The sequence below is a fragment of the Endozoicomonas sp. SESOKO2 genome, from assembly GCF_024606245.1.
Lineage (GTDB): Bacteria > Pseudomonadota > Gammaproteobacteria > Pseudomonadales > Endozoicomonadaceae > Endozoicomonas_A.
The window spans coordinates 1-2,257 of the sequence record NZ_JAHHPQ010000337.1; the positions used below are offsets into that span (position 1 = coordinate 1).

The 2,257-nt window shown below is 51.8% G+C and carries 1 rRNA gene; it reads right to left on the reverse strand.

What is annotated here, in order from left to right:
- Positions 1-201: 201 nt before the first annotated feature.
- Positions 202-1,741, reverse strand: a 16S ribosomal RNA gene (locus KDK17_RS07660).
- Between the last annotated feature and the right edge of the window lie 516 nt (positions 1,742-2,257).

Here is a 2,257-nt window from a genome sequence, read left to right on the forward strand (position 1 = left end):
TTACCTTGCGGTAAATAACTTGAGAGTGTCTCAGCAAGAATCTCATTAAAAGACTAACGTCTTTTAAATCAACTCAGCTTATTTAAGTTTGGATTCCACATTGTTAAAGAACAAAACTAACAACTGTCAACTGACCACCGTCAACTGACAACTGATAATCAAACAATTCGTGTGAACGCTTATGGAAGGTCGGTCGTCGTTTAAGGAGGTGATCCAGCCCCAGGTTCCCCTAGGGCTACCTTGTTACGACTTCACCCCAGTCATGAATCACTCCGTGGTAATCGTCCTCCTTGCGGTTAGACTAACTACTTCTGGAGCAACCCACTCCCATGGTGTGACGGGCGGTGTGTACAAGGCCCGGGAACGTATTCACCGTGACATTCTGATTCACGATTACTAGCGATTCCGACTTCATGGAGTCGAGTTGCAGACTCCAATCCGGACTACGATGCACTTTCTCAGATTAGCTCCACCTCGCGGCTTGGCAACCGTCTGTATGCACCATTGTAGCACGTGTGTAGCCCTGGCCGTAAGGGCCATGATGACTTGACGTCGTCCCCACCTTCCTCCGGTTTGTCACCGGCAGTCTCCCCAGAGTGCCCACCCGAAGTGCTGGTAACTGAGGATAAGGGTTGCGCTCGTTGCGGGACTTAACCCAACATCTCACGACACGAGCTGACGACAGCCATGCAGCACCTGTCACTGCGTTCCCGAAGGCACCCCTCTATCTCTAAAAGGTTCGCAGGATGTCAAGGCCAGGTAAGGTTCTTCGCGTTGCTTCGAATTAAACCACATGCTCCACCGCTTGTGCGGGCCCCCGTCAATTCATTTGAGTTTTAACCTTGCGGCCGTACTCCCCAGGCGGTCTACTTATCGCGTTAGCTGCGTCACCAGGCATACAAGATCCCCGACGACTAGTAGACATCGTTTACGGCGTGGACTACCAGGGTATCTAATCCTGTTTGCTCCCCACGCTTTCGTACCTCAGCGTCAGTGTCAGACCAGAGTGTCGCCTTCGCCACTGGTGTTCCTTCCTATATCTACGCATTTCACCGCTACACAGGAAATTCCACACTCCTCTTCCGCACTCCAGCCTGCCAGTTTTGGATGCCGTTCCCAGGTTAAGCCCGGGGCTTTCACATCCAACTTAACAGGCCGCCTACGCACGCTTTACGCCCAGTAATTCCGATTAACGCTCGCACCCTCCGTATTACCGCGGCTGCTGGCACGGAGTTAGCCGGTGCTTCTTCTGCGAGTAACGTCACAGATGCAGGGTATTAACCTACACCCTTTCCTCCTCGCTGAAAGTGCTTTACAACCCTAGGGCCTTCTTCACACACGCGGCATGGCTGCATCAGGCTTGCGCCCATTGTGCAATATTCCCCACTGCTGCCTCCCGTAGGAGTCTGGGCCGTGTCTCAGTCCCAGTGTGGCTGATCATCCTCTCAGACCAGCTACGGATCGTCGCCTTGGTAGGCCATTACCCCACCAACCAGCTAATCCGACGCAGGCTCATCCGATAGCGCAAGGTCCGAAGATCCCCTGCTTTCCCTCTTGAGGCGTATGCGGTATTAATCCGGATTTCTCCGGGCTATCCCCCACTACCGGGCAGATTCCTACGTGTTACGCACCCGTCCGCCGCTCGTCAGCAACTAGCAAGCTAGTCCTGTTACCGCTCGACTTGCATGTGTTAGGCCTGCCGCCAGCGTTCAATCTGAGCCATGATCAAACTCTTCAGTTTAAATCGTTTTGTCAGCTATTCCGAAGAACAAGCCAACGGCTCAATCTTGCAATTAAACGTCACATTTATTGAACTGTCTGTGAAGACAGTAGAATTAACAGGTATGTTCACTTGCTTGATCAGCATTTAAATCATTTCAGAGCAAAGCTCTGTTGACCGATGCCATTCGCACAAGCGCCCACACGAATTGTCTGATAATTTGTTAAAGAACTGGATTAAAACATGAAGGCTTTAACCAGCTGAAGCAGCGATCAGCACTGTTCAGCGAGGCGCACATATTACCTCGGCGCCGTTCGTTGTCAAGTGATTGTTTTACGAGCCACTTTTCAACTTGCCGGGACCACATTCACTCACTCGGTAAGCGTTGCATTTCCGTCTCAGCGGCGGAGCATTCTACGCTGTTCGATCCGATTGTCAATCACCGGTTTGAACGGTGTCGCAATGGATCGCTGCGTGCTCGTCAAGAACGTATCCTTAAGAGCGATGCCCCGATCAGTGGAGGTGCATTATACGGAG